Here is a 26,762-nt window from a genome sequence, read left to right on the forward strand (position 1 = left end):
CATAGGCTGAGCCTGGGTGTCAGTATTCCTGTCCGTTACGGTCATTGCCCTGGTGCAAGGGCCTGCGGACAATCGGTATTCGTTTGGTGGATGGATAGGACGGTATGTCGCAACAGGTGTTTTTCGCTCACGCCAATGGGTTTCCCTCCGGCACGTACGGCAAGTTGTTTGCCGCCCTGGCGCCGGAATTCGAGGTGGCTCATTTGCAGCAGCATGCCCACGATCCACGCTTTCCGGTGGATGACAATTGGCAGAGCCTGGTGGATGAGCTGATTCATCACCTGCAACAGCAGGCGCAGCCGGTGTGGGGCGTGGGGCACTCGTTGGGTGGCGTGCTGCACCTGCACGCGGCCCTGCGGTGCCCGGAGTTGTACCGGGGGGTGGTGATGCTCGATTCGCCGGTGCTGACCCGCGCCGACCAGTGGGTGATCCTCGCGGCCAAGCGCTTTGGCTTCATCGACCGCCTGACCCCGGCTGGCCGTACCCTGGGCCGCCGCGAGGAGTTCACCGACATCGAGTCGGCCCGCAGCTACTTTTCGCGCAAGACCCTGTTTCGCGCCTTCGACCCGGATTGCCTGGATGCCTACTTGCAGCATGGCTTGCTGCAAGTGGGCGATCGCCTGCGCCTGCGTTTCGACCCGGCCACCGAGATCAGTATCTACCGCGGCGTACCGCACACCAGCCCGGGCAGTGCCCGTCAGCTCAAGGTGCCCCTGGCGGTGGTACGCGGCCAGCAGAGCAGGGTGGTGATGCGCCATCACACCAGCGCCGTGGGCCGCATGCCCCAGGGCGTGTCGCTGACCATGCCCGGCGGCCACATGTTTCCCCTTGAGCGACCTGAAGACACCGCGACCTTGCTCAAGGACCTGTTCAATCGCTGGCAGCACGACCAGCAACGGAGCCTGGCATGAACCAGGCCGTGGAAGAAGTGCGCCTGAGCCTGCCGCATATCGAGCTGGCAGCCCATCTGTTCGGCCCCGAGGACGGCCTGCCGGTCATCGCCCTGCATGGCTGGCTGGACAATGCCAACAGCTTCGCGCGCCTGGCTCCCAGGCTCGAAGGGCTGCGTATCGTCGCCCTGGATCTGGCCGGCCATGGGCACTCCGGGCATCGCCCGCCTGGAGCGGGTTATGCCTTATGGGACTATGTGTACGACGTGCTGCAGGTGGCCGAGCAACTGGGGTGGCAGCGTTTCGCCCTGATGGGCCACTCCCTGGGGGCCATCGTGTCCCTGGTGCTGGCGGCAGCCATGCCGGCCCGCGTCAGTCACCTGGCCCTGATCGATGGCGTCATCCCGCCTACCGCTACCGGCGAAGGCTCCGCCGAGCGCCTGGGCATGGCACTGCAGGCGCAACTGGATTTGCAGGGCAAGCGCAAGCCGGTCTACAGCACCCTGGAGCGAGCCATCGAGGCGCGGATGAAAGGGGTGGTGGCCGTCAGCCGAGAGGCCGCCGAGCTGTTGGCCCAACGTGGCTTGATGCCGGTGCCCGGTGGCTACACCTGGCGCAGCGACAGCCGCCTGACATTGGCCTCGCCGCTGCGCCTGACCCAAGAGCAGGCCATGTCCTTCGTGCAGCGGGTCGCCTGCCCAACACAACTGGTGGTGGCTGGCGATGGCATGCTGGCCAAGCACCAGGAATTGCTCCAGCGTCTACCCTTCAACCTGGAACAGCTGCCGGGCGGGCACCACCTGCACCTGAACGATGAGGCCGGTGCCACCTTTGTCGCAGACTGTTTCAATCGGTTTTTCGCCCTTCCTTGACTTGATCCGGTCAACTGTCGAGGCTTGGCGGGTTGAAATGGGAGACAACCATGATAGATCTGTACACCGCTGCGACCCCCAATGGCCATAAGGTTTCCATCCTGCTTGAAGAGCTCGGCCTGCCCTATACCGTGCATGCCCTGAGCTTCGACAAGAAGGAGCAGAAGGCGCCGGCGTTCCTCAAGATCAATCCCAATGGGCGTATTCCGGCCATCGTCGACCGCGACAATGGCGATTTTCCGGTATTCGAATCCGGTGCGATCCTGGTGTACCTGGCCGAGCGCACCGGCCGCTTGCTGCCGACCGATGCCAAGGGGCGCTCGGTGGTCATGCAATGGCTGATGTTCCAGATGGGCGGCATCGGTCCGATGCAGGGACAGGCCAATGTGTTCTTCCGCTATTTCCCGGAGAAGCTCCAGGGCGCCATCGACCGTTACCAGCACGAGACCCGGCGGCTCTATGAGGTGCTCGACACCCGCCTGCAGCAGGTCGAGTACCTGGCCGGCGACTACAGCATTGCCGACATCGCCACCTTCCCCTGGGTACGCGGCCATGAGTGGTCGGGTGTTCCGGTCCAGGGGCTGGAGGCGCTGCAACGCTGGATGGCGGCCATGGAGGCTCGGCCTGCGGTCCAGCGTGGCTTGCAGGTCCCGCAACGCAGCGATGACGCCAGCGTCGTCAAGGGCGCCCAGGCCATGCTGATCCGATGAGGGGCCCAATGCGTTCTCTGAGTGTTCTGGGCCTATCGCTGGTCAGCCTGCTGGCGGTCGCCGCCGATCTGCCCGGCAGCCAGGATCTGCCCCTGGTACCACGGTTGACCGATGCGCAAATCGTCGACTACCGCCCCGAGGCGGAGCAGGAGCGGATCTACCCCATGGGGGCGATCCGCAGAATCAGCGGCCAGTTGCGTTTCGATGGCCAGGTCAATGCCCGCGGCAAGCTCACTACCGTCACCTACCAGTTGCCCGCCGAGCGTAGCTCCAACGAAGCCTTCACCCTGGCCCGCGAAGCCTTGCAGATGCAGGGGGCCGAGCTGCTGTTCTGGTGCCAGGCCCGGGACTGCGGCGAGAGCAGCCTGTGGGCCAACGAGGTATTCGGCAATGCCAAGCTGTACGGCATCGACGAGCAACAGGCCTACCTGTTGTTGCGCCTGGCAGCGCCCAGGGACAACTCCCTGGTGGCCCTCTACAGCATTACCCGGGGCAATCGCCGGGCCTACCTGCATGTGGAGCAGTTCGACGCAGGGACCCCACTGGGAGAGCTGCTACCTACCTCCGCGACCTTGCTGCGCCAGCTCAAGGATACCGGCAGGCTGGACCTGGCCAGGCTTGCCGAGCCACAACCGGCCTGGCTCAACTTGCTGTCGCGTGGGTTGAACCTGGATACCACTTTGCGGGTCAGTCTCTCCGGTAGACAGGCCGAAGCCTGGCGCCAGGCCCTGATCGGCCAGGGCGTACGCGCGACGCGAATGGAAACCGGCGACACCCAGGCATCCGGCCTGCACTTCGAACTGCTGCGTTAAGCTCTTGCAGGCGGCCCGCACTCGCGGGCTCGCCTACTCTTCACTGGTTACTCTTGCGCGAGACATTTCATGCCCAATAACGATCGCCTGTTGGTGCAGATCCTGCTCCTGGTGCTGTTCGGTGCCAGCTTCTGGGTGATGGCACCTTTCTGGTCGGCCCTGTTCTGGGGGGCGGTCCTGGCTTTTGCCAGCTGGCCGTTGATGCGTTTGCTGACTCGCTGGCTCAACGGCCGCGAATCCCTGGCCGCCGGTTTGCTGACCCTGGGCTGGATGCTGCTGGTAGCGGCTCCACTGGTCTGGCTCGGCCTCAACCTGGCGGATCACGTGCGTGATGCCACGGCGTTCATCAAGGATGTCCAGGTGGATGGCTTGCCCGAGGCCCCGGCATGGCTGGGCAGCTTGCCGCTGGTGGGCGAGCGCCTGGTGGGTTGGTGGAACAGCATCGACGAACAGGGCGCGGCACTGATGGTGGCGGTCAAGCCTTACCTGGGGCAGGTGGGCAACTGGTTGCTGGCCCGTAGCGCCCAGGTGGGCGGGGGCATCCTGGAGCTGACCCTGAGCCTGGTCTTCGTGTTCTTCTTCTATCGCGACGGCCCGCGCCTGGCGTTGTTCGTGCATCGCTTGCTGGAGCGCCTGATCGGCGATCGTGCGGGCTACTACATCGACCTGGTGGCCGGTACGGTGCAGCGCGTGGTCAACGGGGTGATCGGCACAGCGGCGGCCCAGGGCCTGCTGGCCTTGATCGGCTTCATCATCGCCGGGGTGCCCGGAGCACTGGTGCTGGGGATCGTGACCTTCCTGCTCAGCCTGATTCCCATGGGGCCGCCCCTGGTCTGGATTCCGGCCACCGCCTGGCTGGCCTGGAAGGGCGAGTACGGCATGGCGGTGTTCCTGGGGATCTGGGGCACCTTCATCATCAGTGGCGTCGACAACGTGCTCAAGCCTTACCTGATCAGTCGCGGTGGCAACCTGCCGCTGGTGATCGTCCTGCTGGGAGTGTTCGGGGGCTTGTTCACCTTTGGCTTCATCGGCTTGTTCATCGGCCCGACCTTGCTGGCAGTGGCCTACAGCCTGTTGCTGGATTGGAGCGCCAGCCAGTCACGGCCCCAGGAACCGCGCTGAGGCCTGCAGGGCGCTCAGGGGCGCGACAGTCGCAATACCGCGGTCAGGCCGCCGCCAGGGGTTTCCTCCAGGCGCAACTGGCCGCCCATGCGCTCGGCCGCTTCGCGGGCGATGGTCATGCCCAGGCCCACCCCGCCTGAGTTGCGGTTGCGCGATCCTTCCAGGCGAAAGAACGGCTCGAACACCGCCTCGCGCTTGTCGGCAGAAATACCCGGCCCATGGTCGATGACGCGGATCAGCAATTGATCGCGGCTGTCCTCCAGGGTCAAGGTGGCCTGGCCGGCATAACGCAACGCGTTGTCCAGCAGGTTGTTCAGGCACGATTGCAGGGCCATGGGCTGTACCAGCAAGGGCGCGCAATGGCCCTGGGCCTGGACATCGGCGCCCTGGTCCTGGGCGTTCTCGCACATCGATTCCACTAGCGCCTGGACGTCCATCAATTGCCAGATCTCGCTGGTGCGCTGTTCATGCAGATAGCTGAGGGTGGCATCGAGCATCTTGATCATGTCGTCCAGGTCCTGGCGCATCTGTCCTTGCAGCTTGCTGTCCTCGATCTGCTCCAGGCGCAGTTTCAGGCGCGACAGGGGCGTGCGCAGGTCGTGGGAGACCGCACCGAGCATGCGCCCGCGTTGCTGGACCTGCTCGCGTATGCGCTTTTGCATCTGGTTGAAGGTGCTGGCGGCTTGCCGTGCCTCGTGGGGACCGAGTTCTTCCAACGGCGGGCTGTCGAGGTTTTCACTGAGCCGCTCGGCGGCAGCGCTAAGGCGCTGGATGGGGCGTGATAGCAACTTGGCGCCGTACCAGGCTGCGATGATCAGCGAGATGAACTGGAAGGTCAGGGGCACCAATGGGCCGCCGAACCAGGGGCGCGGTCGCCGGGGGAAGCGTGGCACCGGGGCCGGGGCCTGGCCATTGTCGAGAGCCACCGATCCGGGCGGTGGGGGCGGCGGCGGTGGAGGGGGGCCGTAATGGTGGAACCAGAAGAATGCCAGTAGATGGGCGAGGACAATTGCCACCAGCAAGACGCCGAACAGCCGGCCGAACAGCGTATCGACGCGTCCACGCATCAGCCGATGTCCCGGGCGTCGAACAGGTAGCCCTCGCCACGTACGGTCTTGATCAATTGCGGTGATTTGGGGTCATCGCCGAGCTTTTGCCGCAGGCGCGACACCAGCAGGTCGATGCTGCGGTCGAAGGCTTCGATGGAGCGCCCACGGGCGGCATCCAGCAACTGCTCGCGGCTCAGGACCCGGCGTGGGCGTTCAAGGAAGACCCAGAGCAGGCGGAACTCGGCGTTGGACAGTGGTACGACCAGGCCGTCGGCGGAAATCAGTTGGCGCAGGACACTGTTCAGGCGCCAGTTGTCGAAGCGCACGTTGGCCCGCTGTTCGCTGCGATCGTCGCGCACCCGGCGCAGGATGGTCTGGATTCGCGCCACCAGTTCCCGGGGCTCGAAGGGCTTGGCCATGTAGTCGTCGGCGCCCAGTTCCAGGCCGATGATGCGGTCGGTAGGCTCGCACCGCGCGGTGAGCATGAGGATCGGGATCTCCGATTCGGTGCGTAACCAACGGCACAGGGACAGGCCGTCTTCGCCGGGCAGCATGAGGTCGAGAACCACCACGTCGAAATGTTCGGTTTGCAGGGCCTGGCGCATCGCGGCCCCATCGGTGACGCCGCTGGCGTGGATGTTGAAGCGCGCCAGGTAACCGATCAGCAGCTCACGGATCGGCAGGTCGTCGTCGACGATCAGCGCCCGGGTGTTCCAGCGCTTGTCGTCGCCATTGGCCGGGGCTTTGGAGTCGTCGTTGAGAGGGGCTGGAGTGTTATGCATGGGTAGGGTCATCTGCCAGGTAGGCTGCCGGCCACCAGGGAGTGGCAAGCTTGCGACTTCAGCATAGGCGTCCGGCCCGGGGGCTGGAAGCGCTGTTCGAGGGTCTTGCGGCTGGCAAGGGTAGCGTCATGGCGTGTTACGGGCGTGTCGTTCGTGTATCCGGATCGATACAAAAGACCCGATGCCTGGGGAATTTGCCGTGCTGGTGGGGACCTCGGATCGCCATTGAGGAGGAATTAGCGCGCATCGGGTCCCGGATCGGTGCGGCTTGCGCTACAATCCGCGCCGATTTCGACTTGCCTGAGAGCTTCTTCATGTCCGCCTGCCAGACACCTATCATCGTCGCCCTGGATTTCCCCACCCGTGACGCCGCACTGAAACTGGCCGATCAATTGGACCCCAAACTGTGCCGGGTCAAGGTCGGCAAGGAGCTGTTCACCAGCTGCGCGGCCGAGATTGTCGGGACCCTGCGGGACAAGGGATTCGAAGTGTTCCTGGACCTGAAATTCCATGACATTCCCAACACCACCGCCATGGCGGTCAAGGCTGCTGCGGAAATGGGCGTCTGGATGGTCAACGTGCACTGCTCCGGTGGCCTGCGCATGATGGCCGCCTGCCGTGAGGTGCTGGACCAGCGCAGCGGCCCGCAGCCCCTGCTGATCGGTGTCACCGTGCTCACCAGCATGGAGCGTGAGGACCTGGCTGGCATTGGCCTGGATATCGAACCCCAGGAACAGGTACTGCGCCTGGCCGCGTTGGCGCAAAAGGCCGGTATGGATGGCCTGGTGTGCTCGGCGCTCGAGGCCCAGGCCCTGAAGAGCGCCCATCCGTCCCTGCAACTGGTGACCCCGGGGATCCGTCCGGCGGGCAGCGCCCACGACGATCAGCGGCGTATCCTGACGCCGCGCCAGGCCCTGGATGCCGGTTCCGACTACCTGGTGATCGGTCGCCCCATCAGCCAGGCAGCGGATCCGGCCAAGGCCCTGGCCGACGTAGTGGCCGAGCTGGCCCTGTAATACCCGGGAGCCGTTCTTCCGGCTCCCTGTCTCCAGCCCCGGTTCCGGGGCTGGCCTGCTTTCAGACTTTGAGCACCAGCTTGCCGAAGTTCTCGCCGCTGAACAGTTTCATCAGGGTTTCCGGGAACGTCTCCAGGCCCTCGACGATGTCCTCCTTGCTCTTGAGTTGCCCCTTGGCCATCCAGCCGGCCATTTCCTGCCCGGCGGCGGCGAACTGCGCGGCATGGTCCATCACCACGAAGCCTTCCATGCGCGCCCGATTGACCAGCAACGACAGGTAGTTGGCCGGTCCCTTGACCGCTTCCTTGTTGTTGTACTGGCTGATGGCGCCACAGATCACCACCCGGGCCTTGAAGTTCAGGCGGGTGAGCACGGCGTCGAGGATATCGCCGCCGACATTGTCGAAATACACATCGACCCCTTTGGGGCACTCGCGCTTGAGACCGGCCTGGAGGTCTTCGCTCTTGTAGTCGATGGCACCGTCAAAGCCCAGTTCCTCGACGAGGAAGCGGCACTTGTCCTGGCCGCCGGCGATGCCGACCACCCGGCAGCCCTTGAGCTTGGCAATCTGCCCGGCAATGCTGCCCACTGCGCCTGCGGCCCCGGACAACACCACGGTTTCGCCAGTCTTGGGGGCGCCGACATCCAACAGGGCAAAGTAGGCGGTCATGCCGGTCATTCCCAGCACGGACAGGTAGCGCGGCAAGGGCGCCAGGCGTGGGTCTACCTTGTAGAAGCCGCGGGGCTCGCCGACAAAATAGTCCTGTACCCCCAGGGCTCCATTGACGTAGTCGCCGACGGCGAAGTCCGGATGCCTGGAGGCGCTCACCCGGCCTACGCCCAGGGCGCGCATGACCTCGCCGATACCCACCGGCGGGATATAGGACTTGCCTTCGTTCATCCAGCCGCGCATGGCCGGGTCCAGGGACAGGTATTCGTTCTTCACCTGGATCTGTCCGGCACCGGGCTCGGCCACGGCCACTTGCTGGTAGGTGAAGGTATCGCGGGTGGCCGCGCCAACGGGGCGCTTGGCGAGCAGGAACTGGCGGTTGGTCAGGGTGGTCATGGCAGGCCCTCGAGAGCTGGATGAAACCCTAGTTGATAGTCCCTTGGGCCGGCTGCTGCAAGGCTCACCCGCCCAGCGAATGGGCTGCGATCCAGAGCCGTGATAAGTGGCAGGAGGCCTCATCACCCGGACGCATGGGGTGGCAAACGGATGCCTGATAGTGCTGCCGCTGCGTCTACCCTCTATGGCTAGATGGGCCCGGGTATTGGGCCCGTACAGGATCGAGGAGCTTTGCATGAGCATGACGTTTTCCGGCCAGGTAGCCCTGGTGACCGGCGCGGCCAACGGTATCGGCCGCGCCACCGCCCTGGCGTTCGCTGCCGAGGGCCTGAAGGTGGTCGTGGCGGATCTGGACGTGACCGGCGGCGAGGGCACCGTGGCGCTGATTCGCGAGGCGGGGGGCGAGGCGCTGTTCGTGCCCTGCAATGTCACTCTGGAGGCCGATGTGCAGCAGCTCATGGCCCGCACCCTCGAGGCCTACGGTCGCCTGGACTATGCCTTCAACAACGCCGGGATCGAGATCGAGAAAGGTCGCCTGGCCGAGGGTTCGCTGGATGAGTTCGACGCCATCATGGGGGTCAACGTCAAGGGGGTGTGGCTGTGCATGAAGCATCAGCTGCCGCTGTTGCTGGCCCAGGGTGGAGGCGCCATCGTCAATACCGCCTCGGTAGCGGGGCTGGGCGCGGCGCCGAAGATGAGTATCTATGCCGCGTCCAAACATGCGGTGATCGGCCTGACCAAGTCGGCGGCCATCGAGTACGCCAAGAAGAAGATTCGGGTCAATGCCGTGTGCCCGGCGGTGATCGATACCGACATGTTCCGCCGTGCCTACGAGGCAGACCCGAAGAAGGCCGATTTCGCCGCGGCCATGCACCCGGTCGGACGCATCGGCAAGGTCGAGGAGATCGCCAGCGCCGTGCTTTATCTGTGCAGTGACGGCGCAGCCTTTACCACCGGCCAGGCACTGGCTGTCGATGGAGGGGCCACGGCGATCTGATGAGTGGCCGGTTCCTGGCGGCAAATGCCGCCAGGCGTCGATGGAATCGACCTTCAGCGTCCTGAAAACGACCTCTGTCTAGCTTTTTGCCATTATTGCGACGCCAGAGACTTGTGTGCCGGTGTTCGCCGTTGCGACCCTTCGCAAAAACAAATGGCCCTGTCGCCATTGGGGACTTGAAGGGGATTGCGCAGCATGACGACGACCTCTAGCGGACGCTTTGCCAACCTGGGCATGGCCAAGAAACTGGGCATGGGCTTTGCCCTGGTGTTGCTCCTGACGGCACTGGTGGCCGGTATCGGGGTCTGGTCCCTGCAAACCATCAGCCAGCGTTTCGATGGCCTCAAGCAGATGTCGCAGCTCAATAGCGGGGTCCTCAAGATTCGCTTGCTGGAGCAGGACTATGCGTTGCATGGCGACAGCAAGGTCGTCGATACCCTGCACGAAAACCTGGAGGCACTGGGGGCATTGGCTCAGCGACTCAAGGGCCAGTCCTCGGCCAACCAGGCGGTCATGGCGGATGTCGAGTTGGCATTGGCTGACTATCGCAAGGCCTTCGATGGGTTCGTCGAGTTGACCCAGGCCAAGGACCTGGCGCTGGAAATGGCCAGTTGGTCGGTGTCCAGCGTGGCCAACAACCTCGATGTGCTGCAGGCCGGGCTGGTGGACGACGGCACTTATTCCTTCAAGGATTCCCAGGGCCAGGAGGGGGCCGGGTTCATCGAGCAGGCCAGCCAGGTCAGCCAGGTCTCGCGCCTGATGTTGCAGGCCATGAACGAGGCACGGGTGCGCCTGGACCAGAACCGCAAGGGTGGGGACCAGGAGCCCGGCGAGCAGGGGCGGATCGAGCAGGCCGTGCAGTCCCTGGCCCTGGTCGAACAGCTCAAGGGCAGCGTCAAGGACGCGGGATACCAGACCGTTCTGAATGAGGTATCGGGGCACATCGGCAACTTCAGCGAAAAACTCGACGAGTACACGGGCCTGTTGGTCCAGGAGAAGCAGGTCTATAGGCAGTTGCACGAGCGTGCGGCCCAGGTGATGGCCCGTGTTGACCAGGCCTATGCCGCCCAGGATCGGTCGATGCAGGACGAGCTGGAGAAAAACGCCCTGTTGATCCTTGGGTCGTCGGCCTTGGCCTTGTTGGTGGGGTTGTTGGCGGCCTTGGCTATTACCCGGTCAATCGTCCGGCCCCTGCGCACTGTGATGCAGGTGGCCCAGCAGATAGCCGCGGGGGACCTGACGGCGACGGTGGCGGTCGGGCGGCGTGACGAGATCGGCCAATTGATGCAGGCGATGCAACAAATGAGCAGCGGCTTGAGCAGTATCGTCAGCGGCCTGCAATCGGGGATCGAAAGCCTGGCCGGATCGGCGCAGTCGCTGTCTGCCGTGACCGAGCAGACCAACCTGGAAGTCAGCAACCAGAAGGAGGAAACCGAACAGGTGGCCACGGCCATGAACCAGATGACCGCCACGGTCCATGATGTGGCACGTAATGCCGAGGAGGCGGCGCTGGCGGCCCAGGCCGCGGATGACAAGGTCGAGACTGGCCAGCAGGTGGTACGCCAGAGCATGCAGCGTATCGAGCAACTGGCGGATTCAGCGAATCGCGCCAGCAGCGGTATCCAGAGCCTGAATGCCGAGATCGCCAATATCGGTAGCGTGCTGGATGTGATCAAGAGCGTGGCCGAGCAGACCAACCTGCTGGCGCTCAATGCGGCCATCGAGGCTGCGAGGGCGGGTGAGCAGGGCAGGGGATTTGCGGTCGTGGCCGATGAGGTGCGGGCGTTGGCCAAGCGCACCCAGCAGTCCACCGAAGAAATCGCCCGTCTGGTGGTGGCCTTGCACGCAGCCGCGGACTCGTCGGTCCAGCAGATCCAGGGCAGCGGTGAGTTGGTCAAGCTAGCGGTGAGCGATGCGTTGCTTACCGAAAGCGCCTTGGGCAGCATCGCCGCGGCCGTGTCGCTGATCCAGCAGATGAACCAGCAGATCGCTGCCGCCGCCGAGCAACAAAGCTCTGTGGCCGAGGAGATCAATCGCAGTGTCACCAGCATTCGCGCCAGTGCCGATCAGTCCTCGCAGGCGATGCAGGGCAGCGCCGCGTCGAGCATCGAGCTGGCGCAATTGGGGGGCGAGTTGAAATCCATGGTGGGGCATTTTCGCCTGTAGCGGCGAGGTGGGCATGGCTGTAGCCAGCCAGTGCCCGGCATGGCGCGCCGGGCACGATCATCCATCTCAGTCGTAGATGGCTTTCTTTTTCCAGTCGGCGTCGGCTTCCACTTCTTTCAGGCCCTGGGTCAACTCGTTGACCTCGTCTTCCGCCGGCTCCAGGGTCGAGAGCACCATGGCATTGGCCCGTGCCAGGAGCTTGTCCAGGTACTCCAGCTGTTCGCTGTAGACCTTGGGGTCCGGTTGCTTGCGCAGGTATTGCACTCCGCGCTCGAAGGCCAGGCGGGCTTGACCTGGCTGGTTCTGCTGCAAGGCGTGCTGTCCCAGGTTGTTGAAGAATTCGATGTGCAGCAGCACCAGGATATGGCGGATTTCCTTGATCCAGCGCTTGGCTTCGTTGGGGGGCAGGAAACCATCGTGGGCGGCGCGGGTGACCTGGCCGTGCATGGCCTCCAGCAGGAAGCGCACGTCCTTGGCCTTGGCTTCGGTCAGGATCGGTGATGGCGGGTTGTTGACCGGGATCGACTCCCCTTGGCCTACCAGGGTGTTCAGCTCGGCAAGGCGGGCCTTGAGTGCTGTGTTGGCTTTATCCAGGTTGAGCAGGCGCTGCACCACATTGAGTTCCAGGCGGGTCAGCAGCAACTTGAGGGCCGGCGACATGAATTGGCCGGGGAAGGTTTCGGTGAGTTCGCCACAGCGGCGCAGGCGGTCATTGAGCTCGACCTTGGTGCGGACCTTTTCCAGCTTGTTGTTTTCCACCACATGGTTCATGTAGCCAATGGCGATCAAGAGTGCGATCCCGGCTATTACCAGCAGGGTGATCATGAGTGGTGTCACCGTTAAAACCTCGTTATAGGATTTCGCGTGCGAGTGTAGTGGCTTGGCATTTGGGCGCATAGCGCCGCTCGACGAGCCGGAGATGGCTTGAGCCCTGTCCCTATAGATGCGATGACCGTCTCTATAGTGATAGCAGGCGAACAGGGAGGGCCATGGGTTCAAATTGATATCACCGGCTGCGCAGGACTATAGCGTCTTGTCGGGTGACAGAATATAGGCGTCAAAGCGCGGGCAGCAGAAAAGCCCATGGCAGGCCTGAAACGGGTCCGAAGTTATTGATTTAAATAAAGTTATATCTGGGGGTTGACGACCTCCCAAAGCATCCATAGAATGCGCGCCACTTTCAGCGGAAAGCTAAACGCGAAACGCTGGAGGGAGTGAATGTTGTAGCGTGTCCCCTTCGTCTAGTGGCCTAGGACACCGCCCTTTCACGGCGGTAACAGGGGTTCGAGTCCCCTAGGGGACGCCAATGCGGGAATAGCTCAGTTGGTAGAGCACGACCTTGCCAAGGTCGGGGTCGCGAGTTCGAGTCTCGTTTCCCGCTCCAATTTTAAACAGTCTGGCTTTCGGGCGAGACTGAGTGAAACCAGAGCCCAAGTCTTCGGATGCGGATCTGGACACCGAAACACACACCATGTGTTCCGGGTAGCGTGTCCCCTTCGTCTAGTGGCCTAGGACACCGCCCTTTCACGGCGGTAACAGGGGTTCGAGTCCCCTAGGGGACGCCATTTGCGGGAATAGCTCAGTTGGTAGAGCACGACCTTGCCAAGGTCGGGGTCGCGAGTTCGAGTCTCGTTTCCCGCTCCAATTTTAAACAGTCTGGCTTTCGGGCGAGACTGAGTGAAACCAGGACCCAAGTCTTCGGATGTGGACCTGGACACCGAAACACACACCATGTGTTCCGGGTAGCGTGTCCCCTTCGTCTAGTGGCCTAGGACACCGCCCTTTCACGGCGGTAACAGGGGTTCGAGTCCCCTAGGGGACGCCATTTGCGGGAATAGCTCAGTTGGTAGAGCACGACCTTGCCAAGGTCGGGGTCGCGAGTTCGAGTCTCGTTTCCCGCTCCAAATTCACAAAAACGCCGCTCATTCGAGCGGCGTTTTTGTTTGCGCGTCATAAAGCGATCTTGGCTTCACGCCGTCCTGTAATCGTCTGGGCAGATACCGTTTCGAGCTCGTCCGCTCCCTTGTCCTGCCAGCTCCCGGCAGTACTGGAGCTTGCAGGAAAATGATATTTGATTGATCGAATATGATATTGAACCGAGCGGCGCCGCAGCCTAGTTTCTTCATCGAAAGCACCTTGCCCTTAACTATAAAAATAAAGGTATGCGTCGATGACCCGCCTCTCGATGGCCTGGACAGCATTGTCTTCGTTCCCAGCTATAGCACCGAACGGTATCCCAACAGGGTGCGACTATCCTCGCTGGAGTAAGCCCTCAGGCCTTTCGCGCGCCACAGAGCGAAATGTCCTACCTCGCTCTACTGATCCTGGTCGATCGTGATTTTCGCTATGGCAGTTCGCTGGTGAGTAGCGAGGCTGCCTATCTTCTGGAGGTCGGTGATGGCACTGGGCGATATCGCAGACCATGTCCAGGGCCTCGAACTCACGCCGCGCTTGCAGGCACCCTACGACTGGCCTCATTGAACTGCGTTTGCGGCTAGCCTGCGGTCATGACGGGTAATGGAGCGGGCGGGGCAAAACATGGTGCATTTGATCGCCACACAGGAAACCAATCGTATTGCCGCTAATTTCCTGCGGCATCTGCGCCGCTGCTTGCGGGACATGTCGGTGCCATTCGACTTGCCGACAGCATTGGCGCGAGTGGGGAGCGATGCCCGGGCGGTGCTTGCGGGTGACGAGCTGGCGCTGAGTTTCCAGCAGTACTACCAACTGCTCGAGCAGGTGCCCGAGAGTGTTGCCGAGCGCGGTTTCTACCTGCGCTTGGGGGCGTTGTACGACATCACCGATATCGGCTTGCTGGGGTATGCCTGCCTGAGCGCAGAAAACCTGCGCAAATCCTGGGACCTGACCTTCGGTAGCACCGCCTTGCTCCCGCATCCGCTCAATGGAACCAGGCGTGTCTGTGGTGGCCGGGTCGAAGTGCTGCTGCACGCGCCCCTGCACCCTGGCGTCAATGCGCGTGGGTTGCAGGAAGAGTGGCTGGCCTCCACCTGGCACTGGATCTGCCAGCGCCTGCCGGAGGTCAGTGACAGCCAGGAGTTGCGCCTGGAGCTGGATTACCCGGCACCGGCCTACAAGGCGCTCTATAGCGAGATCTTTCCCGGCCGGATCGAATTCTCCCGACCCGGCACGCGGTTGTCGTTTCCCGAGACCTGGTACGAGTTGCCCTTTCCTGCGGCCAACCCTTCCACTTCGCGTTTGTGCCATGAGCAGTGCCTGTTGGTCATGGCCCAATTGGATAACAACAAGAGCGGCCTGATCGACGACGTGCGACGGATGCTGTTGATGAACCCCCAGCGCGAGTTCCCTAGCCTGGAAGTCATGGCCGAGCGCGTCAGGATGACTCCCATCACCTTCTACCGACACCTGGCGAAGGCTGGGGTCAACTACCGCATGGTGGTCCTTGAAGTACGAATGGGGCTGGCCAGGGAATATCTGGAAAAAACGCGTATTCCCCTACAGGAAGTTGCTTACACCCTGGGTTATGACTACCCAGCGAATTTTTATCGGGCGTTCAAGAAGTGGTTTGGTTTTACCGCGCAAGAGTGTCGTTTTGGTCGGGATGGAGTGAATTGCCAGTGAAGTTGCTGGCTGCAATCTAATGATAGTGGAATGCGAGGATATGATATTGAAGGGCTTGGAGAGATTGATAGATCCTGTTCTGTAGATATCCCAGGGGAGGTATTCACATGAACAGTCAAAAGAATAAAAACTTCAAGTCGAGTCATGCCGGATATAGCGATGCAAAGTCCGACATGGTGTTTCTCAACGGCAAGATATATACCGTCGATGAACAACAACCGTGGGCCGAGGCGGTGGCGATAAAGGATGGGCTCTTTGTCGCGGTAGGGCGCAGCGTCGATATCCAGGCCTATATCGACGAGCAGACCCAAGTGGTGGACCTGCAGGGCTCGTTCGCCATGCCGGGCATCTACGATATGCATACCCACCCCGACTTGGCACTGGCGCCGCGCTATTCGGGCTACTTGAGTGTCGGCCTGGACAGTCCCACCCCGGAGGACGTCAAGGCCAGCATCCTGGAGTACGCCAACCAACACCCGGGAGATGGCTGGATCTACGGGCAATACTTCGTCCACTTCGAGTTCCGCAAGGCCGGGATCGAGCCCGGGCGCGACTGGCTGGACCAGATCATCGCCGATCGCCCGGTGGCGATCCTCGATCGTTCCTGGGGTTCGATCATGGTCAATTCCAAGGCACTGGAGCTGGCGGGCATCGATGCGCAAACCCAGGATCCGAGCAACGGCTACATTGTTCGCGACTCGGTGACCGGTGAGCCCAGTGGCGTTCTCGTGGACGGCGGTTACGCCATGATTCATGCCGCCATGCCGCCCACGCCGATGCATGCGCTGGTCCGTGCCTACGGTGAAGGCGTCCAGTACCAGACCGGGCGCGGGGTGGTCGGAACCAAGTACGTCCATGTCTGCGAGCATCGCCTCAACGCACTCAAGACCCTGGATGACGCCGGTGACCTGACCTTGCGGGTGGAGGCGGCGATCAGCTGGCAGGACGATATCTTCCCGGTCAGGCGTCGTTGGGAGCTGCTGGCCGGTGAGCGGCACTTCTACCGCAGTGCTCGCTTGAATGCCGGTGCGGTGAAGTTCCACTTCGATGGCACCCATGAAACCCAGTCTTCCTACTTCGCCACGCCCTATAGCGGCGCAGGGCAGTGGCGAGGCAGCCTGAACCTGACCCCCGAACATATCACCGACCTGGTGGTGGACCTGGACCGGCAAGGCATCCGGGTGATCGCCCACTGTACCGGCGATGCGGCGTCGGACCTGTTCCTCGATGCCGTGGCCGAGGCCCGGCGGCGCAACGGACCCGATGGCGTGCGGCACCATTGCGCGCACTCCTCGGTGTTGCTCGAGCAGAACCTGCCGCGATTCAAGGCATTACAGGTCACCGCCGATTTTTCCCCGGTGGCCTGGTATCCCTATCCCTTCTCCATGGCCCGCGCCCAGGCCAATGGCGAGGAACGTTCCCAGCGGCTGTTCAACTTCAAGGGCGTACTCGATGCAGGAGGCGTCGCGGTGATGGGGACGGATTGGCCGGTATCGGACATCAATCCCTGGATCGGTTTCGAGACCATGATCACCCGGCAGAACCCATGGGACCAGAGCGATGCCTGCTACTACGGCAGCCCCATTTCCCTGGAGCAGGCCATCCGGGTGATGACCATCAACGGAGCCTGGTGCATGGAGCTGGAGCATCGTTGCGGCAGTATCGAGGTCGGCAAGTCCGCGGACATGATCGTGCTCGATCGCAACCTGTTCGAGTTGGAGCCCAGGGGCAATATCCACAATACCCAAGTCGATCTCACTGTCCTGGAGGGCGCAGTGGTCTGGGATCGACATGATCGTTTTGGCGGTACGCAATGGCAGGCACGCTGGCGCAAGGAACTGCCGCAGTTCCACGAAAAAATCTAATTAGTATTCGGTGCGCGAATCATTCGTGCGGTCATGCCTGAACTTGCCAGTGTGGGTGAGAGCAATGTCTTCGAAACTTCCGATCATTCGTGTCAGTGTTATTTCCGGGTTTCTCGGTTCGGGAAAAACCACGTTGTTGAACCGTATTCTTAATGGCGACCATGGTTTGAAGATTGCGGTCATGGTCAATGACTTTGGTGAAATAAACATAGACGCCAATTTGATTGTCAGTGCCTCGCAGAATATAACCAGCCTGGCCAATGGTTGTATTTGTTGCACTGTTGAAAGTGATCTGATCGAGCAACTTGAGAAGTTGTGCAAGATGCAAGAGGGGCGACCCGAACATATCCTGATAGAAACCAGTGGTGTTTCCGATCCTGGGCGGGTGGTGCACACCTTGAGGTATCCGCAATTGCGCCAACGGCTGGTACTCGACACCGTGGTGGTGCTGCTCGATGCCGAGCGTCATCGCGACCTGCCTGAGGAGGTCAGGCCCCTGGCCCAGGAACAGTTGGCCGCTGCCGATATCGTGGTGATCAACAAGGTCGATCTGGTCAGTCCCGAGAGCTTGCAGGAGCTGAAGCGGCAGTGGCTGTTTCCCCGGGCCAAGGTCCATGAGGCGGTCTTTGCCAATATCCCCTTGCCCTTCATCTTTGATACCAGCCCGGAGCGTTTCGCGCCGCTTGCGTTCCATGCCCGCCAGCCGGGTTATGCCGTGGCCAGGCCCCAGCGACATGATCAACTGTTCAGCAGTTTCAGTTGGCACAGCTCGGCGCCCCTGTCCCTGGCGGCCCTGCGCAAGGTGATTGGCGGGTTTCCGGACCATGTCTACCGAGCCAAGGGGTTTCTTTATCTGCAGGGGTACCCCGAACGACGCTTTGTCCTGCATCTGGTGGGCGCGCGCCTGGATATCCAGCCTGCCGCGACCTGGGATGAGCAAGAGGCCGTGGGTAGCCACCTGGTGGTGATCGGCTCCAGGCAGTTGGATGCCCAGGCGCTGTGTGAGCGCCTGGAGCAATCGGTCTGCCACCCAGAGCTCACTGTTACCCGGCTGGCCGTGGGCTCAGAGCGATAACAGCAAGCGTCCGGCGAACAGCAGCAGGACCAGCCCCATGCAGCGTTCGAACCAGTGCCCCAGGCGCATGAACAGCAGGCGGACGCGGGAACTGGAGAAAAACAGCGCGACGATGACGAACCACAGCGCGTTCACCAGGCACATCCAGGCGCCATACAGGGCCTGGATGCTCAGTGGCGTGCTGGCGCTGACCAGGGTGGTGAAGATTGCCAGGAAAAACAGGGTCGCCTTGGGGTTGGTGGCGTTGGTCAGGAAACCGGTGATGAAGGCGCGCGGCAGTGTCTGTCGAGCCGGCTCAGGCTCCGCTTCCCCCGGTACGCTGGACTTGGCCTTGCTGCGCAGCAGGCTGATGCCCAGGTAGAGGATATAGGCGGCACCCAGTAGCTTGGCGACGTTCAGCAACCAGGGCGTGGTGTGCATCAGGGCGCCGACGCCCAACAGGGTATAGAGCACATGGACCGAGATGCCGGCGCCGATCCCCAGGGCGGTACAAGTGCCGATCATGCGGCCAAAACGCACGCTCTGGCGGATGGTGACGGCAAAGTCCGGCCCGGGAGCGAGCACGGCGAGAAAGTGAACCACTGCCAGGGCGGCGAATTCACCGAGATAGGTGGACAGCATGGAAACTCCGTGAGGCAGGTTGAAGGGGCGAGGGATCAGGCCAGGTCGTAGCTGACCGAGAGCACGCCCTTTTTTTCCGTTACCGATTCAATGCGTACCTGGCCCAGTTCCCGCAGTCGTTGTACATGGGTACCTCCGCAGCCAAAGGTCGGCAACGGGCCGAAGCCGACCTGGCGCATGCCGTCCTGCAACTCGATGCGGCGCTGCAAATCCGCGGTTATCCATTGTTCGATGGCGCTGTGCAGCAAGTCGGCATCGATGGCCTGAGGTGTCGGCCCCGGTTTGAACGACACCCGGCCTTCGCCTGGCCAGTGGTGGGCCTTGACCGGTATCCAACCCAGGCTCTGGCCGAAGTGGCCGATCAGGTGTCCGGCCGAGTGCATACGGCTGTTGAACAGGCGTTGGTCCGGGTCCACCCGGGCGATGAAAGAGCCGGGCTCGAGGGGCTGGGACAGGTGGTGCAGGATCTGTTCACCGTCCTGCAGTACCCGTAGCACCCGGGCCTCGCCAATCCAGCCGGTGTCGCTGGGTTGGCCGCCGCCCTGGGGATGGAAAGGCGTGGCGTCGAGGGTGGCGATAAACGAGTCGTCCACCCTGGTGCAGCCCAGGACTTGCACCGGGATATTCAATTCATCGTCTTGGAAATACAGGCGCAGCGTCATGTTCGAGACCTTGCAAGTGAGTGTTTTTTTATTATGTGGCGGCCTCGATTGCGTGATAATCCGTTCGAAACTCAATGGACTATTGCGTCATGAGCATAAATCTACCCCTGCCTTTGCTGGCCGAAATGGCCATTTTCGTCCGAGTGGTGGAGACCGGTAGCTTCTCCGAGGCCGCGCGCCAGCTGGGTTCTTCGCCTTCGGCGGTGAGCCGCAGCGTTTCGCGCCTGGAGAAGGCCCTGGCCACCCGCTTGCTGCAACGCACCACTCGCAAGCTGCGCTTGAGCGATGGTGGCGAGGAAGTGTTCAAGCGCTGCTGCGAGATGGTCAGCGCGGCGCGTTCGGTGATGGAGATCAGCGGCCAGTTCACCCACGAGGCCGAGGGCGTGGTGCGGGTCAGCGTGCCCAAGGCGGTGGGGCGTTTCGTGGTGCACCCGCACATGCCCGAGTTCCTGCGGCGTTACCCGAAGGTGGATGTGGAGTTACTGCACGAAGACCGGGACGTCGACCTGATCGACGATCATGTCGACCTGGCGATCCGCATCACCGACCGGCCGCCGCCTGGGTTGATCGGCCGCCAGTTGCTGCGCATCGATCATCTGCTGTGTGCCACGCCGCAGTACCTGGCGGAGCACGGCACGCCGGGCCATCCCCAGGACCTGCGCCAGCACAGTTGCATCTACCTGGGCGAGACGCCCAGCGACGCGCGCTGGAAGTTCACCCAGGGCAGCAAGGCGGTCACCGTGGCGGTGCGTGGGCGCTACGCCGCCAACCACACCGGCGTACGCCTGGATGCGGTGCTGCAGCACCTGGGGATCGGCAGCCTGCCGTACTTCACTGCGCGCCATGCCCTGGAGCAGGGCTTGATCGTGCAGGTGCTGCCGGAGTGGACCTTCCTGGCCTCCTACCACGGCGGCGCCTGGCTGCTGCACTCGCCGACCCGCTACCTGCCGCCCAAGTTGCGGGTGTTCATCGATTACCTGGTGGAGTGCCTGGCCAAGGAACCGACCTTGGGCCGGCCGGGCAAGGCGCCCTAGTCGCCGGCAAACGGCGCCCATGAAAAAGGCCCGCCGGTGTAACCGTACGGGCCTTGGTGACGCCAGGCGTATCGATCAGTGCTTGCTGTCCTGGTCGGAGAGCGCCAGCAGCTGTTTTTCCTGGTTCCAGTCGAAGGGCTCGTCGTTCTGCTCGGCCTCGTAGCGGCGCTCCTCGAGGGCCTGGTACAGGTCGATTTCCTCGTCGGGCATGTAGTGCAGGCAGTCGCCGGCGAAGTACCACAGCAGGTCGCGCGGCACCAGGTGGGCGATCTGTGGGTAGCGTTGCATGATCTGGCACAGCAGGTCCTGGCCCAGGTACTGGCTTTCGATCGGATCGATCGGCAGCGAGGCGCGCAGTTCATCGAAGCGCTCCAGGAACAGCGCGTGGCTTTCTTCGGGAACCTGTTCGGCTTCTCCCACGGCCACCAGGATGCTGCGCAGGTGGTCCAGCAGGACGAGATGGTCGGCGACGGTGTTGGACATGACAGGGTCCTCAAGAGCAAAACGGGCGCGGGAGTATATAGCCCCCACGCCCGGTTTCATAATCGACCAGCCCAAGGGCGGTCGCCTAGCGGGTCTTGCCTTCGCTCAAGGTCAACTCTTGCTTGGCGAAATCATCCACATCGATGACTTTGCGCCGCGCTGCTTCGGCCGCGTGCAGGCTTTGCGCCTCGGCTGCCTGCAGGACACCGGCCTCCAGCGCGGTGTCGATGACCGATTCGCCGGCCGCGGGCTTGAACTGGCCGCTTTTCAACGCCTCGTGCAGGCGCTTGTATTGTGGATGGGCGGCGCTGATCAGTTCGCAGGCATGCTGCAGGGCACCCACCGGATCGTCCGCCGCTTGCGGGCGGTAGCAACCTTCGAGCACGGCTTCCAGGGCCGGGTCACCCTTGGCCCGGCCGATGATCGCCGCCACTTCGGCGTCCAGTCGATCCGAGGGGCCGGTATGGCGCCGGCCGAAGGGAAACACCAGGACCCGCAGCAGGCAGCCGAAGGTGCGGCTGGGGAAGTTGCGCAGCAGTTCGTCCAGGGCCCGTTCCGAGTGACCGAGGCTTTCTTCCATGGCCCAGGCCAGCAGCGGTTGCAGGTACTCCGGCGAGTCCAGGTCGTGGTAGCGCTTGAGCGCCGCCGAGCCCAGGTACAGGTGGCTGAGCACATCGCCCAGGCGTGCGGACAGGCGCTCGCGGCGCTTGAGTTCGCCACCCAGGAGCATCATCGACAGGTCGGCGAGCAGGGCGAAGGCTGCGGCCTGGCGGTTCAAGGCGCGGAAGTAGCCCTGGCTGAGGCTGTCCCCCGGGGCTTTTTCGAAGCGACCCAGGCCCAGGTTCAGCACCAGGGTGCTGGCGGCGTTGCTCACGGCGAAGCCGATGTGCTTGAGCAGCAGGGCATCGAACTCCCTCAGGGCCTGGTCATGGTCTTCGCGCCCGGCCAGGGCCATTTCCTTGAGCACGAAGGGATGGCAGCGGATCGCCCCCTGGCCGAAGATCATCAGGTTGCGCGACAGGATGTTGGCGCCTTCCACGGTGATGAAGATCGGCGCGCCCTGCCAGTTGCGGCCCAGGTAGTTGTTGGGCCCCATGATGATGCCCTTGCCGCCGTGCACATCCATGGCGTGGCCGATGCATTCGCGGCCGCGCTCGGTGAGGTGGTACTTGAGGATCGCCGACAGCACCGAGGGTTTTTCCCCCAGGTCCACGGCGTTGGCGGTGAGCATGCGCGCGCTGTCCATCAGCCAGGCATTGCCGCCGATGCGCGCCAGGGCTTCCTGGATGCCTTCGAAGGCCGCCAGCGGCACGTTGAACTGCTCACGTACCTGGGCGTACTGGCCGGTGACCAGGCTGGTGAACTTGGCGGCACCGGTGCCCACTGCCGGGAGCGAGATGGAGCGTCCCACCGACAGGCAGTTCATCAGCATCATCCAGCCCTTGCCGAGCATGTCCTGGCCGCCGATAAGGAAGTCCAGGGGGATGAACACGTCCTTGCCGGAGTTGGGGCCATTCATGAAGGCGGCGCCCAGGGGCAGGTGGCGGCGGCCGATTTCCACCCCGGGGGTGTCGGTGGGGATCAAGGCCAGGCTGATGCCCAGGTCTTCCTCTTCGCCCAGCAGGTGGTCCGGGTCATGGGCCTTGAAGGCCAGGCCCAGCAGGGTCGCTACCGGGCCCAGGGTGATGTAGCGCTTTTCCCAGTTCAGGCGCAGGCCGAGGGTTTCCTCGCCTTGCCACTGGCCCTTGCAGATGATGCCGGTGTCCGGCATGGCCCCGGCGTCGGAGCCGGCCAGGGGGCCGGTCAGGGCAAAGCAGGGAATATCGTCGCCCCGGGCCAGGCGCGGCAGGTAGTGGTTGCGCTGTTCGTCGGTGCCGTAGTGCAGCAGCAGTTCGGCCGGGCCCAGGGAATTGGGAACCATGACCGTGGAGGCCAGGTCGCCGCTGCGGGTCGCCAGCTTCATCGCCACCTGGGAGTGGGCATAGGCCGAGAAGCCCTTGCCGCCGTACTCCTTGGGAATGATCAGGGCGAAGAAACCATGTTCCTTGATATGCGCCCAGGCCTCGGCAGGCAGGTCCATCTGCTGGCCGATCTGCCAGTCGCTGACCATGGCGCAGAGTTCTTCGGTGGGACCGTCGATGAAGGCTTGTTCTTCCTCGGTGAGCTGGGCCTTGGGATAGGCCAGCAGGGTGTTCCAGTCAGGACGCCCGCTGAACAACTCGCCATCCCACCACACGGTGCCGGCGTCGATGGCGTCGCGCTCGGTTTGCGACATCGGTGGCAAGACTTTCTGGAACCAGTTGAACAGCGGGGCGCTGAAATGCTTGCGCCGCAGGTCCGGCAGCAACAGGGGCGCGGCCACTGCCGCCAGGACGACCCAGAACACCAGCAGCAACCAGCCGGGAGCGTGGCTGAAGATGCCCATGGCCAGCAGGTAGACAGCGACTGCGCCCAGGGCGGGCAACGGAGCGGTGCGGCGATGTGCCAGGTAGGCGACGCCAGCCAGCAGAACCAGTATCCACAACAACAGCATATTCAATCCTCCATGAGGCCAGGGGGCCGAAGCACCCTCAGAGCTTAGTCGGCGTGCGACCAAGCGGGTGCCCGGGGCGGTGCGGGACAGGCAGGCCCTGGCCGGTGAACGTCGGCTGCCCGTTTCGTCCGGCTGGGTGAAGCAGGCCATGATCTTTGGCTGAAACGTCGTTATCTCTGTGCTGGATGCCTCTATAGACTCAGGGTTCACCTGGAGGTTATGCCCATGCACGAGTACCTGCGTCCCAGCCGCTTCATCGATAGTGACCACCCGGCGGTAGTGGAGTTCGCCGAATCTCATCGCGGCACCCGAGGCGACCCCAGGGAGCAAGCGGTGAGCCTCTACTACGCGGTACGCGAGGCCGTGCGCTACAACCCCTACACTTTCAGCCTCGACCCCGGGAGCCTGCGCGGCAGCCACGCCCTGGCCACGGGCGAGAGCTATTGCGTGCCCAAGGCGACCTTGCTGGCCGGTTGTGCACGGCATTGCGGGATTCCTGCCCGGATAGGCCTGGCGGACGTGCGCAACCATCTCTCGACCCCGCGCTTGCTGGAATTGTTGCGCAGCGACGTGTTCGCCATGCACGGCTATACCGAGCTGTACCTGGACGGGCGTTGGGTCAAGGCCACGCCGGCGTTCAACCAGGACCTGTGCGAGCTGTTCGATGTGGCGCCGCTGGAGTTCGACGGCGTGCATGACAGCGTCTTCCATCCCTTCAATCGCCAGGGCGAGCAGTTGATGGAATACCTGGTGGACCATGGGCAGTTTGCCGATGTCCCGGAGCACTTCTTTTTCGACCACCTGAAAAAATGCTATCCGCATCTGATCGGCCAGCCGCAATTCACAGGACTTGGGGATATGCACAGCGATTTGAGTCGCGGCTGATCAGGCGTAGACTGCCCCGGCATTCATTACCGAGGGATGGTCATGCTGAAGATCTGGGGACGCAAGAATTCATCGAATGTCAGGAAAGCGCTGTGGTGCGCCGAGGAATTGGGGCTGGCCTATGAGTCCCTGGATGCCGGTGGCGCCTTCGGTGTGGTGGACACCCCCGAGTACCGGGCGCTGAACCCCAACGGGCGGATCCCGATGATCGAGGACGAAGGCTTCGTGCTCTGGGAATCCAACACCATCGTGCGCTATTTACTGGCTCGGCATGCCGCCGGCACGCCCTGGTATCCGGCCGACGTGCAGGCACGGGCCAGTGCCGAGAAGTGGATGGATTGGAACACCTCGACCTTCGCCGATGTGTTCCGTCCCCTGTTCTGGGGGGTATTGCGCACCCCGTCGGAACAACAGGATTGGGTGAAGATCAATGCGGCCAGGGACACCTGTGCCGACTTGCTGGGGCGGGTCGACCAGGCGCTGGCCGGGCAACCCTACCTCTCCGGCCAGCAGATCGGCATGGGCGACATTCCCTTGGGCAGTTTCATTTATGCCTGGTTCGAGATGCCGATCGAGCGGCCATCGATGCCCCATCTGGAAGCCTGGTACCAGCGCCTGCAGCAGCGCCCGGCCTATCGTCGGGCGGTGATGACCGCGTTGACTTAATACCCACTATTGATAGACATGACTGTACTTGCAGGGCGTCGGCACGCAACATGGCGAGCGTCCGGCGTCGTTGCAATCTGGCCGGGCCGCCCTTAACTATAAAACTCCCTCTTCTTGGTGCATGAATCCGATATGAGTTCCGCTCTGTCCATCCGGCAGCTAACCAAAACCTACGGCAACGGTTTCCAGGCCCTGAGTGGTATCGATCTGGATGTCGCCGAGGGTGACTTCTTTGCCCTGCTCGGTCCCAACGGGGCCGGTAAATCCACCACTATCGGCATTCTCTCGACCCTGGTGAACAAGACCAGCGGAACGGTGAATGTCTTCGGCCATGACCTGGATCGCCAGCCGGCGGCGCTCAAGCGCAGCATTGGCGTGGTGCCGCAGGAATTCAACTTCAACCAGTTCGAAAAGACCTTCGACATCGTCGTGACCCAGGCCGGCTATTACGGTATTCCGGCGAAGATCGCCAGGGAGCGGGCCGAGCAATACCTGACCCAGCTCGGCCTGTGGGACAAGCGCGACATGCCTTCGCGCTCCTTGTCCGGTGGCATGAAGCGCCGGTTGATGATCGCCCGGGCCCTGGTCCATGAACCGCGCCTGTTGATCCTCGATGAACCCACTGCCGGGGTGGATATCGAGCTGCGCCGTTCGATGTGGAGCTTCCTCACCGAGCTCAACCAGAAGGGCATCACCATCATCCTCACCACTCACTACCTGGAAGAGGCCGAGCAGTTGTGCCGCAACATCGGCATCATCGACCACGGCACCATCGTCGAGAACACCAGCATGCGCCAGTTGCTCGGCCAACTGCATGTGGAGACCTTCCTGCTCGACCTCAAGCATGACCTGTCCGTCGCACCCTCGTTGGTCGGTTATCCGGCCCGACTGGTGGATAGCCATACCCTGGAGGTCCAGGTGGACAAAGCCGCAGGGATCACCGCGCTGTTCGGCCAATTGGCGCTGCAAAACATCGAAGTGCTGAGCCTGCGTAACAAGACCAACCGACTTGAGGAACTGTTCGTGTCCCTGGTGGAGAAGAATCTGTCGAAGGTGGCGGTATGAGTTCAGAGTTCCAAGCCAACCTGGTGGCGCTCAATACCATCGTCTACCGCGAGGTCAAGCGCTTTACCCGGATCTGGCCGCAGACCCTGCTGCCGCCAGCCATCACCATGGTCCTGTACTTCGTCATCTTCGGTAACCTCATTGGCCGGCAAATCGGTGACATGGGTGGCTTCACCTACATGGAGTACATCGTGCCGGGGCTGATCATGATGTCGGTGATCACCAACTCCTACGGCAATGTGGTGTCGAGCTTCTTCGGCAGCAAGTTCCAGCGCTCCATCGAGGAACTGATGGTGTCGCCGGTGTCGCCCCACACTATTCTGGTCGGCTACACCCTCGGTGGGGTGCTGCGTGGGCTGGCGGTGGGAGTGATCGTGACGCTGCTGTCGCTGTTCTTCACCAAGCTGCAGGTGCATCACCTGGGCATCACTGTGCTGGTGGTGGTGCTGACGGCGACGATCTTCTCGCTGTTGGGCTTCATCAACGCGGTGTTCGCACGCAACTTCGACGATATCTCGATTATTCCGACGTTCGTCCTGACACCACTGACCTACCTGGGCGGGGTGTTCTACTCGATCAACCTGCTGCCGCCGTTCTGGCAGACCGTGTCCCTGGCCAACCCGGTGTTGCACATGGTCAACTCGTTCCGCTACGGCATCCTCGGGGTATCGGATATCAGTATCGGCACCGCGATCACGTTCATGCTGGTGGCCACGGCGGTGCTTTATATCGGTTGTGCCCGGTTGCTGGTCAGCGGGCGCGGCATGCGCCAGTAAGCAGCACTGTCGGCA

24 protein-coding genes, 6 tRNA genes and 1 pseudogene are annotated in these 26,762 nt (G+C 62.7%); 23 read left to right on the top strand and 8 right to left on the bottom strand.

The genetic code is table 11. The annotated features are described in order from the left end of the window. The first annotated feature begins 104 nt into the window (after positions 1-104). The 5 genes from C4K39_RS08915 (at position 105) to C4K39_RS08935 (ending at position 4,406) form a co-directional block, all read left to right on the top strand. Positions 105-911 carry an alpha/beta fold hydrolase gene (locus C4K39_RS08915; RefSeq protein ID WP_124346153.1) on the top strand — a complete coding sequence of 269 codons (807 nt, stop codon included), beginning with the start codon at positions 105-107 and terminating at the stop codon, positions 909-911. Continuing rightward, a complete protein-coding gene (locus C4K39_RS08920; protein WP_124346154.1) occupies positions 908-1,762 on the top strand; it encodes an alpha/beta hydrolase in 855 nt (284 codons plus the stop codon). The genes C4K39_RS08915 and C4K39_RS08920 overlap by 4 nt, the downstream gene beginning before the upstream one ends. Positions 1,763-1,812: 50 nt before the next feature. Next, positions 1,813-2,472: a glutathione S-transferase family protein gene (locus C4K39_RS08925; protein WP_124346155.1), complete on the top strand. Its 660-nt coding sequence runs from the start codon at positions 1,813-1,815 to the stop codon at positions 2,470-2,472. An 8-nt stretch (positions 2,473-2,480) separates the two neighbouring features. Beyond that, positions 2,481-3,284 (top strand): DUF4892 domain-containing protein, encoded by an 804-nt coding sequence (locus tag C4K39_RS08930; RefSeq protein ID WP_178083955.1) that lies wholly within the window; start codon positions 2,481-2,483, stop codon positions 3,282-3,284. 69 nt (positions 3,285-3,353) lie between these two features. Beyond that, on the top strand, positions 3,354-4,406 hold the full coding sequence (locus C4K39_RS08935) for an AI-2E family transporter (RefSeq protein ID WP_068587950.1): 1,053 nt from the start codon (positions 3,354-3,356) through the stop codon (positions 4,404-4,406). Positions 4,407-4,420: 14 nt separating this feature from the next. Here C4K39_RS08935 and C4K39_RS08940 read toward each other — a convergent pair whose 3' ends face one another. Both C4K39_RS08940 and C4K39_RS08945 read right to left on the bottom strand, forming a co-directional pair. Beyond that, positions 4,421-5,473, bottom strand: coding sequence for a sensor histidine kinase (locus tag C4K39_RS08940; RefSeq protein WP_124346157.1), 1,053 nt, complete (start codon positions 5,471-5,473; stop codon positions 4,421-4,423). After that, the gene (locus tag C4K39_RS08945; RefSeq protein WP_068587947.1) at positions 5,473-6,237 is read right to left on the bottom strand and encodes a response regulator; all 765 of its coding nucleotides are present in this window, start codon (positions 6,235-6,237) and stop codon (positions 5,473-5,475) included. Before C4K39_RS08945 ends, C4K39_RS08940 begins: the two co-directional genes overlap by 1 nt. 314 nt (positions 6,238-6,551) lie before the next feature. On the opposite strand from C4K39_RS08945, the gene pyrF reads away from it, so the two are divergent. After that, the gene (gene pyrF, locus C4K39_RS08950; RefSeq protein ID WP_068587945.1) at positions 6,552-7,253 is read left to right on the top strand and encodes an orotidine-5'-phosphate decarboxylase; all 702 of its coding nucleotides are present in this window, start codon (positions 6,552-6,554) and stop codon (positions 7,251-7,253) included. A 61-nt stretch (positions 7,254-7,314) separates the two neighbouring features. Here the strand turns inward: pyrF and C4K39_RS08955 are convergent, their stop codons facing one another. Continuing rightward, the gene (locus tag C4K39_RS08955) at positions 7,315-8,319 is read right to left on the bottom strand and encodes an NADP-dependent oxidoreductase (RefSeq protein ID WP_124346158.1); all 1,005 of its coding nucleotides are present in this window, start codon (positions 8,317-8,319) and stop codon (positions 7,315-7,317) included. 235 nt (positions 8,320-8,554) lie between these two features. Here C4K39_RS08955 and C4K39_RS08960 point away from each other — a divergent pair, with 235 nt between their 5' ends. The 3 genes and pseudogenes from C4K39_RS08960 to C4K39_RS32180 all read left to right on the top strand — a co-directional run bounded on the left by C4K39_RS08960 (position 8,555) and on the right by C4K39_RS32180 (position 11,482). Beyond that, on the top strand, positions 8,555-9,316 hold the full coding sequence (locus C4K39_RS08960) for an SDR family oxidoreductase (RefSeq protein WP_068587941.1): 762 nt from the start codon (positions 8,555-8,557) through the stop codon (positions 9,314-9,316). Positions 9,317-10,396: 1,080 nt separating this feature from the next. Further along, positions 10,397-10,621, top strand: a pseudogene (locus C4K39_RS32175) (HAMP domain-containing protein); the annotation flags it as partial. Then, entirely contained in the window at positions 10,619-11,482 is an 864-nt protein-coding gene (locus tag C4K39_RS32180; protein WP_416220677.1) for a methyl-accepting chemotaxis protein, read from the top strand. The pseudogene C4K39_RS32175 and the gene C4K39_RS32180, both read left to right, overlap by 3 nt. Positions 11,483-11,548: 66 nt before the next feature. On the opposite strand, the gene C4K39_RS08970 is transcribed toward C4K39_RS32180, so the two are convergent. Further along, the gene (locus C4K39_RS08970; RefSeq protein ID WP_068587940.1) at positions 11,549-12,307 is read right to left on the bottom strand and encodes a hypothetical protein; all 759 of its coding nucleotides are present in this window, start codon (positions 12,305-12,307) and stop codon (positions 11,549-11,551) included. 405 nt (positions 12,308-12,712) lie between these two features. Between C4K39_RS08970 and C4K39_RS08975 the strand changes: the two genes are divergently transcribed. From C4K39_RS08975 to C4K39_RS09015, 9 genes are all read left to right on the top strand, one after another. Next, positions 12,713-12,788, top strand: a tRNA-Glu gene (locus tag C4K39_RS08975). Between the two features lie 2 nt (positions 12,789-12,790). After that, positions 12,791-12,866: transfer RNA gene (locus C4K39_RS08980), tRNA-Gly, on the top strand. A gap of 105 nt (positions 12,867-12,971) precedes the next feature. After that, a tRNA-Glu gene (locus C4K39_RS08985) sits at positions 12,972-13,047 on the top strand. A gap of 3 nt (positions 13,048-13,050) precedes the next feature. Further along, a tRNA-Gly gene (locus C4K39_RS08990) sits at positions 13,051-13,126 on the top strand. 105 nt (positions 13,127-13,231) lie between these two features. Continuing rightward, positions 13,232-13,307: transfer RNA gene (locus C4K39_RS08995), tRNA-Glu, on the top strand. 3 nt (positions 13,308-13,310) lie between these two features. Continuing rightward, positions 13,311-13,386: transfer RNA gene (locus C4K39_RS09000), tRNA-Gly, on the top strand. A 721-nt stretch (positions 13,387-14,107) separates the two neighbouring features. After that, positions 14,108-15,082, top strand: coding sequence for an AraC family transcriptional regulator (locus tag C4K39_RS09005; protein ID WP_164487270.1), 975 nt, complete (start codon positions 14,108-14,110; stop codon positions 15,080-15,082). A gap of 107 nt (positions 15,083-15,189) precedes the next feature. Further along, the gene (locus tag C4K39_RS09010) at positions 15,190-16,947 is read left to right on the top strand and encodes an amidohydrolase (RefSeq protein WP_124346160.1); all 1,758 of its coding nucleotides are present in this window, start codon (positions 15,190-15,192) and stop codon (positions 16,945-16,947) included. A 64-nt stretch (positions 16,948-17,011) separates the two neighbouring features. Further along, positions 17,012-18,022, top strand: a complete 1,011-nt coding sequence (locus C4K39_RS09015) for a CobW family GTP-binding protein (protein ID WP_124346161.1) — start codon at positions 17,012-17,014, stop codon at positions 18,020-18,022. Here the strand turns inward: C4K39_RS09015 and C4K39_RS09020 are convergent. Together C4K39_RS09020 and C4K39_RS09025 are read right to left on the bottom strand one after the other, a co-directional pair. Next, positions 18,011-18,643 (bottom strand): LysE family translocator, encoded by a 633-nt coding sequence (locus tag C4K39_RS09020; RefSeq protein WP_068578015.1) that lies wholly within the window; start codon positions 18,641-18,643, stop codon positions 18,011-18,013. The genes C4K39_RS09015 and C4K39_RS09020 overlap by 12 nt on opposite strands. Positions 18,644-18,678: 35 nt before the next feature. Next, positions 18,679-19,305 (bottom strand): alanyl-tRNA editing protein, encoded by a 627-nt coding sequence (locus C4K39_RS09025; protein ID WP_068578013.1) that lies wholly within the window; start codon positions 19,303-19,305, stop codon positions 18,679-18,681. Between the two features lie 89 nt (positions 19,306-19,394). Between C4K39_RS09025 and C4K39_RS09030 the strand changes: the two genes are divergently transcribed. Further along, positions 19,395-20,339, top strand: coding sequence for a LysR family transcriptional regulator (locus C4K39_RS09030; RefSeq protein ID WP_124346162.1), 945 nt, complete (start codon positions 19,395-19,397; stop codon positions 20,337-20,339). Positions 20,340-20,414: 75 nt separating this feature from the next. Here C4K39_RS09030 and C4K39_RS09035 read toward each other — a convergent pair whose 3' ends face one another. After that, entirely contained in the window at positions 20,415-20,822 is a 408-nt protein-coding gene (locus tag C4K39_RS09035; protein ID WP_068578010.1) for a PA2817 family protein, read from the bottom strand. A gap of 85 nt (positions 20,823-20,907) precedes the next feature. Further along, positions 20,908-23,355, bottom strand: a complete 2,448-nt coding sequence (locus C4K39_RS09040; protein ID WP_124346163.1) for an acyl-CoA dehydrogenase — start codon at positions 23,353-23,355, stop codon at positions 20,908-20,910. Between the two features lie 225 nt (positions 23,356-23,580). Here C4K39_RS09040 and C4K39_RS09045 point away from each other — a divergent pair, with 225 nt between their 5' ends. The 4 genes from C4K39_RS09045 (at position 23,581) to C4K39_RS09060 (ending at position 26,747) form a co-directional block, all read left to right on the top strand. Further along, positions 23,581-24,240, top strand: a complete 660-nt coding sequence (locus C4K39_RS09045) for a transglutaminase-like domain-containing protein (protein WP_124346164.1) — start codon at positions 23,581-23,583, stop codon at positions 24,238-24,240. A 42-nt stretch (positions 24,241-24,282) separates the two neighbouring features. Further along, entirely contained in the window at positions 24,283-24,906 is a 624-nt protein-coding gene (locus C4K39_RS09050; RefSeq protein ID WP_068578027.1) for a glutathione S-transferase family protein, read from the top strand. Positions 24,907-25,038: 132 nt separating this feature from the next. Then, positions 25,039-25,971, top strand: coding sequence for an ABC transporter ATP-binding protein (locus C4K39_RS09055; protein ID WP_124346165.1), 933 nt, complete (start codon positions 25,039-25,041; stop codon positions 25,969-25,971). Next, positions 25,968-26,747, top strand: coding sequence for an ABC transporter permease (locus C4K39_RS09060; RefSeq protein ID WP_068578002.1), 780 nt, complete (start codon positions 25,968-25,970; stop codon positions 26,745-26,747). The genes C4K39_RS09055 and C4K39_RS09060 overlap by 4 nt, the downstream gene beginning before the upstream one ends. The last annotated feature ends 15 nt before the right edge of the window (positions 26,748-26,762 follow it).

The organism is Pseudomonas sessilinigenes (assembly GCF_003850565.1).
Taxonomy (GTDB): domain Bacteria; phylum Pseudomonadota; class Gammaproteobacteria; order Pseudomonadales; family Pseudomonadaceae; genus Aquipseudomonas; species Aquipseudomonas sessilinigenes.